Source organism: Bacillus sp. 2205SS5-2 (genome assembly GCF_037024155.1).
GTDB lineage: Bacteria > Bacillota > Bacilli > Bacillales > Bacillaceae_K > Bacillus_CI.
In genome coordinates this window covers 1-6,650 of the sequence record NZ_JAYKTS010000061.1, presented here as the reverse complement: position 1 = coordinate 6,650, position 6,650 = coordinate 1, and the positions used below count along the sequence as shown (strand labels likewise).

Annotated in this window: 6 protein-coding genes and 1 pseudogene; all 7 read left to right on the top strand. The window is 38.9% G+C overall.

Annotated elements, in window-relative coordinates; genetic code table 11:
- A pseudogene (locus U8D43_RS20730) lies at positions 1 to 140 on the top strand (IS4 family transposase); the annotation flags it as partial.
- A 28-nt stretch (positions 141 to 168) separates the two neighbouring features.
- Positions 169 to 1,284, top strand: a complete 1,116-nt coding sequence (gene hppD / locus U8D43_RS20725) for a 4-hydroxyphenylpyruvate dioxygenase (protein ID WP_335873049.1) — start codon at positions 169 to 171, stop codon at positions 1,282 to 1,284.
- A gap of 222 nt (positions 1,285 to 1,506) precedes the next feature.
- Positions 1,507 to 2,616 (top strand): histidinol-phosphate transaminase, encoded by a 1,110-nt coding sequence (gene hisC / locus U8D43_RS20720; protein WP_335873048.1) that lies wholly within the window; start codon positions 1,507 to 1,509, stop codon positions 2,614 to 2,616.
- A gap of 216 nt (positions 2,617 to 2,832) precedes the next feature.
- Positions 2,833 to 3,444 carry a flavin reductase family protein gene (locus U8D43_RS20715; RefSeq protein ID WP_335873047.1) on the top strand — a complete coding sequence of 204 codons (612 nt, stop codon included), beginning with the start codon at positions 2,833 to 2,835 and terminating at the stop codon, positions 3,442 to 3,444.
- A gap of 4 nt (positions 3,445 to 3,448) precedes the next feature.
- Positions 3,449 to 4,354, top strand: a complete 906-nt coding sequence (locus U8D43_RS20710; protein WP_335873046.1) for a fumarylacetoacetate hydrolase family protein — start codon at positions 3,449 to 3,451, stop codon at positions 4,352 to 4,354.
- Between the two features lie 14 nt (positions 4,355 to 4,368).
- Positions 4,369 to 5,520: a homogentisate 1,2-dioxygenase gene (locus U8D43_RS20705; protein WP_335873045.1), complete on the top strand. Its 1,152-nt coding sequence runs from the start codon at positions 4,369 to 4,371 to the stop codon at positions 5,518 to 5,520.
- A 355-nt stretch (positions 5,521 to 5,875) separates the two neighbouring features.
- Complete coding sequence (locus tag U8D43_RS20700) at positions 5,876 to 6,442, top strand: DNA-3-methyladenine glycosylase I (protein ID WP_335873050.1); 567 nt, start codon at positions 5,876 to 5,878, stop codon at positions 6,440 to 6,442.
- The last annotated feature ends 208 nt before the right edge of the window (positions 6,443 to 6,650 follow it).

Below are 6,650 nucleotides of genomic sequence, written 5' to 3'. Positions count from 1 at the left end.
TAATCGAGCTTCTTGAATATGCATTGAAAAAGAGCAACAAAAAGGTACAAAAACTAATCAATAGTCAACTACAACAATGGATTGCAGGCTTGCCTAACTACATCAAGGATTACCTGCCTATTTCAGTCTGCGAAAGTTGAGTAACTAATATAAAATGGAGGGATTTTTATGCAAGAAGAAAAAGTAATGAAGCAAATGAAATCAGAAGATTTTTTTCCAGTGACCGATGTGGATTACCTTGAGTATTACACAGGGAATGCAAAACAATCGATGCACTTTTTTTGTAAAACATTTGGATTTAAACCGGTTGCGTATTCGGGGCTAGAAACAGGAAATCGTGAATCAGTGTCCTATGTATTACAACAACGAAATATTAGGTTAGTGGTGACGGGAAGCTTAAGTGAAGAAACGAGAGTTGCAGAGTTTGTGAAAAAACATGGTGATGGCGTTCGCGATATTGCCTTAACGGTAGACAATGTGGAGAAAGCATATGAATCGGCTGTATCAAGAGGGGCGATTGAAGTTCAACCACCTAGTGAAATAAGTGACGAATATGGTAGTGTGAAAAAAGCGGTAATAGGAACGTACGGAGATACGATTCACACCCTTATGGAGCGAAAAGACTATACCGGTGCATTTATGCCAGGTTTTGAAAAAGTGGATTTCACGATCCCGTATGCAGACGCAGGTCTTATTGCCATCGATCATGTCGTCGGAAATGTGGAGCGAATGGAAGAGTGGGTGAGCTATTATGAAAAGGTCATGGGCTTTAAAGAGCTACGACATTTTACCGATAGTGACATCAATACAGAGTACTCTGCTCTAATGTCGAAGGTGATGCACAATGGTGGAAGAATTAAGTTTCCTATTAATGAGCCGGCAGAAGGGAAAAGAAAATCACAAATTCAAGAATATCTAGAATTTTTTAACGGTCCTGGAGTGCAACATTTAGCACTCTTAACAGAGGACATCGTAGAGACGGTTAGTGTCTTAAAAGAAAATGGGGTTGAGTTTTTAGCGACGCCAGACTCCTATTATGAAATGCTGTCAGAGCGAGTCGGTGAGATTGATGAAGAAATTTCTAGATTAAAAGAGTTAAGTATTCTAGTTGATCGTGATGATGAAGGATATTTATTACAAATATTCACGAAGCCGATTGTGGATCGACCGACTTTGTTTATTGAAATCATTCAACGGAAAGGAGCGCGAGGTTTCGGAGAAGGGAACTTCAAGGCCTTATTTGAATCGATTGAACGGGAACAAGAACGTCGAGGGAATTTATAATATTTTTAATAGGGAGAGAGATTTTCTCTCTTTTTTTCGAGCTACGACAATTTAGACTGTTTTAAGTGGGTTCTGGTTGCAGTGGCTTGCGGCTCGGGGTCAAATGAATAACCCTCCAGTGATGCAAGCATCACCTCCGAGTTCTTCATTTGCCTGCCGCCTCAGGGCGAGCCACTTTCGCTTTTCTTGATGACTTTGTCTGATGTAGGGGAGGTTGAGATGATGATTAAAACTCGTTCGAGGGTAGAGAGCCTTTCACCTTATGTGTTAGGAAAAAGTATTGATGAGGTGAAGCAAGAGTTGAATTTGAGTGAGATTCGAAAAATGTCTGAGAATGAAAATGTGTATGGATGTTCACCTTTTGTGAAGGAAAAACTTCCTGCTTATTTTGGAGAAATGCATTATTATCCAGATGGGATGGCGAGAGACTTGGCCATAAAGGTTAGCGAGCAACTTGGTGTCCATGTGGAAAATCTTGTGTTTGGAAACGGATCAGATGAAGTCATTCGCTTGTTGACACGGGCATATATATCAGCCGGAGATGAAGCGGTGATGGCTGATGTGACTTTTCCGCGTTACAAAACCAATGTTTTTTTAGAAGAGGGAGTATCCATCACGGTTCCATTAAAAGAAGGCACCCATGATTTGACTAGAATGCTTGCCAGTATCACGAATAAAACGAAAATGATTTTTGTGTGTAATCCGAATAATCCTACCGGCACCGTCGTTGGCAAAAAGGAATTGTTAACCTTTATTAAAGCAGTGCCAAACCATGTCTTAGTGATTATTGACGAAGCTTATTTTGAATATGTAACCACTGAAGATTATTTAGAAACGATTCCTCTGGTTCAGGACTTTTCTAATCTTGTGATACTTCGTACTTTTTCTAAAATATATGGATTAGCCAGTTTGCGTATAGGCTATGGTGTGATGGACAAGAAAGTTGTTAGAGAACTTCAAAAAGTAAAAGATGTATTTAATGTCAATCAGCTAGCCCAGTTTGCTGCAGTGGAAGCCTTGAAAGACCAGGATTTCATTGAATCATGCTCAAGAAAAAATGAGGAAGGACGTCTTTTTTTAGAAAAAGAATTAAAAAAACTTCATGTTGACTTTTTTCCGTCTCAGTCTAATTTTATGATGGTCAAGTTTGCACAAAGAGGAGACGGCATTTCAGATGAATTGTTAAAAAGGGGCATAATCGTCCGGGCGGGCACTTTACTTGGTTATGATGACACTATACGTGTCACCATAGGGTCTATCGAAGACAATGAAGCATTCATAAAAGTCTTATCTGAGATTCTAATGGACGAAGATGCTGGAGAAAGTTTGTAAAAAAAAGAGGTATTTTCTGGAGGGTCTGTTCGTATCTATTGTTGCTATCTTGTCTATTATTGATAGAATTCTCCGTTTTGCTGATGATTCACATCAAAAATAAACGAAGAGATGTCCCGAATCAAAGATATTTCATCGTTATAGATTGGTTCTAAAAGCAACAAACTTTGCGAAAACAGTTTTTCAGAAACATTGAGTTGATGAGGGAGGAAAAGGATGGAGATTACACCAGATAACTTAGCGTGGCAAGATGCTTATAAACTGTTAATTGGTTCAATTGTACCGAGGCCGATCGCGTTTGTATCAACAATAGACACAGACGGAGTAGCCAATCTAGCTCCCTACAGTTTTTTTACCGCAATATGTGCAGATCCGATGCTTATTTGTTTTTCTCCTATGAGAAGAGGAAACGACGGTGAGAAAAAAGATACGCTTCGTAATATTGAGAAGTTGAAGGAATTTGTGATTAATATCGTAAGTGAAGAGTTTACAGAGAAAATGAATGATACAGCCAAGGAATTTGCTCAGAATGTGGATGAATTTGAAATGGTTGGATTAACGAAGCTACCATCAAAAACGGTTAAACCGTTTCGAGTTCAGGAGAGTAAGGTGCAACTAGAGTGCATTTTACATGAAGTCCTTCATTTTGGTGACACTCCTGGTGCAGGAAGTTTAGTCATCGGAAAAGTTCAACATGTACACGTTTTAGATGAACTTTTTCATCAAGGAAGAATCGATACTGAGTTATTAAAACCAATCGGCAGGTTAGCGGGTCAAGTTTTTACCAATCCATTGGCCGATACATTTGAGCTAGTACGAAAGAGGTGAGGGGATGAAGTGGGTTACCTTTATCAACCCACAAGGGCTTGAAAGAGCAGGTTGGCTACTTCCGAATGGAGTAGTTGATATGCATCGGGCTTCTGGAGGGGAATTGCCGAAAGATTTATTGTCGCTTATTCAACATTTTGGAAAATATGAAAAAAAAGTGAAAGACCTATTTTTAAATACTCCCCCATCACACACACATCGGGAAGTGACGCTACTTGCTCCTTTACCTAGACCGGTAAGTTTTAGAGATTTTTACGCCTTTGAAGAGCATGTGAAAACAGCACGTGAAAAGCGAGGATTATCTGTTGTTGATGAGTGGTATGAGATTCCTGTTTTTTATTTTTCCAATCATTTATCTATTCGTGGTCCACAGCAAAAAATCATCGCGCCTAAGGAATGCAAGTGGCTTGATTATGAACTTGAGGTGGCTTGTGTTATTGGCGCAGAAGGTCGAAATATTTCAAAAGAAAGCGCAGATAAATATATATTTGGGTATTGCATTTTGAATGACTGGAGTGCTCGTGATCTTCAGCGGCAGGAAATGAAAGTGGGGTTAGGACCTGCGAAAGGAAAGGATTTTGCTACCTCGATTGGTCCTTATATTATTACGCCAGATGAGCTCGAAAAGTATAAAACAGACAGTGGCTATCATTTAGAAATGATTGCAAGTGTAAATGGACAGCTGCTATCAAAAGGGAATTTAGCAGATATCTATTATTCATTTAGTGAAATGATTGAACGAGCCTCTACAGATATCACATTATATCCTGGAGAACTAATTGGATCCGGAACGGTGGGATCTGGTTGTATTTTAGAACTCGGAACAGACGTCCATAGATGGCTACAATCAGGTGATGAGGTAGAGCTAAGAGTAACAGGGTTAGGTGTATTGAAAAATAAGGTTTTCTAAGGAGTGTTAACCGAATGTATTATCGACAAATGGGAAGCATCCCACATAAACGTCATACCCAATTTACCAAAAAAGATGGAACGTTATATCGTGAACAGGTCATGGGCACGAGAGGTTTTTCAGGCTCACAGTCGATTCTGTATCATCACCATATGCCGACCGAAGTAGTAAAGTCAGAGCTTGTTGGCTGCTATTTGCCTCAATATGAGCAAGGACAAGCATTGAAACACCGTCACTTTCTGACGAGTAAACAGTCTGTGTCAAAAGATGCTCTTCAAGGCAGAACGTATTTATTAGGAAATGATGATTTACTTATAGGTACAGCACGAGTCAAAGAAGATATGAAAAGCTATTATCGTAATGGAGATGGCGACGAAATGTTATTTGTTCATTACGGTAGTGGAAAATTAGAAACGATGTTTGGTAGTCTTACATACCGAAAAGGAGACTATGTTATTATTCCAATCGGGACGATTTATCGTGTTCTACCTCAAGAAGAAACTAAGTTTTTATTTGTAGAATCATTTAGCCAAATTACCACTCCCCGCCGTTATCGTAATGAATACGGTCAGCTTTTGGAACATAGTCCGTTTTGTGAGCGTGATTTACGCGGACCAGAAGAATTATTGACTTTTGACGAAACAGGAGAATTTGAAGTGCTAACTAAATCACGTGGGCAACTTCATTCACATATTTTAAATCATCATCCGCTCGATGTCATAGGTTGGGATGGGTATTTATATCCATGGGTGTTTAATATAGAAGACTTCGAACCAATTACAGGCCGGGTTCACCAACCCCCACCAGTACATCAGACCTTTGAGGGAAATAATTTTGTAATTTGTTCTTTTGTTCCCCGTCTTTATGATTATCATCCTGAATCAATTCCGGCTCCATACTACCATAGCAACGTGAATTCGGATGAGCTCCTTTACTATGTTGAAGGCAATTTTATGAGTCGAAAGGGGATTGAAAAGGAATCTATTACCTTGCATCCACTTGGCATTCCGCATGGTCCTCATCCTGGCACAACTGAAGCGAGCATCGGCAAGAAAGAAACATTAGAGCTTGCTGTGATGATTGATACGTTTAAGCCTTTGAAAATCGTAGAAGATGCGAAGGAGATAGAGGATGAGCAGTATATGTTTTCCTGGATAGAAAAATAAAAAGAAGGAGCTTACTCTTTATGAGAAGCTCCTATTTAAGTTAGTAGGCTCTTTTCGCAAACATTGTTGCTCTAGCACGTAAAAACAGATTGAAACACACTTTCCTTTCCTCATTTCGAGTTTAAAATAAGGCGAAAAGATGCGTGAAGTCAATCTTCATCACGAAATAAGGACTAATTCGAAAAGCCGCAATCACTGCGAAAACAGTCAATTAGTAAGAAAGTAAAGAATTTTATATGGATTTTTTTCTTGAATTCATGCGCCTTCTGCGTTTCTTTTATGGAGTAGGTTCGATAAAATAAAGAAATAAATATTTAATAATTTGCATAGTGAGGAGAAGTGAAGATGCATGGTGATCAAACGATGTGATTGGGTAAATGATGATCCTTTATATAAGGACTATCACGACCATGAATGGGGCGTACCCATTTATGATGATGGTTTATTGTTTGAGTATCTTATTTTAGAGGGAGCCCAAGCAGGGTTGAGCTGGTACACAATATTAAAAAAACGAGAAAATTACCGAGAGGCCTTTGATCATTTTCAACCGGAAGTTATAGCTCAATACGATGAGGACAAAATTCAACAACTTCTCCAGAATGAGGGAATTGTTAGAAATAGATTAAAAATAAGGTCAGCAGTAAGCAATGCCCAATGTTACATAAAAGTGAAAGAAGAATTTGGTTCTTTTTCAAGTTATATATGGTCCTTTGTAGATGGTAAGCCGAAAAACAATCACTTTCAGTCCCTTTCAGACGTACCAGCCTCGACTGAAATAAGTGATCTTTTAAGTAAAGATTTGAAAAAACGTGGTTTTAAATTCGTAGGTTCAACCATCTGCTATGCTTTTATGCAGGCTGTGGGAATGGTAAATGATCATGTGGAAGAGTGTTTTTGTTCGACCATAGAACCATTTTCGTAAAGGTTGTTGCTTTTCGAGCCAGTCTATAAACGGTGATATAGTCTTGTTTTGGGGTATCTTTTCGGGCTCCTCGTCATTTACAGTGATTATATAGAGAAAATCCAACTCTCTTTTTCTCAAAACCTAAAAACCGGACAAGGGAATGAGTTCAGTTGTGAGCGAAGTATGGCTCCGCACTGTTACTCATTCTTTTTATTTGAATGCGAAA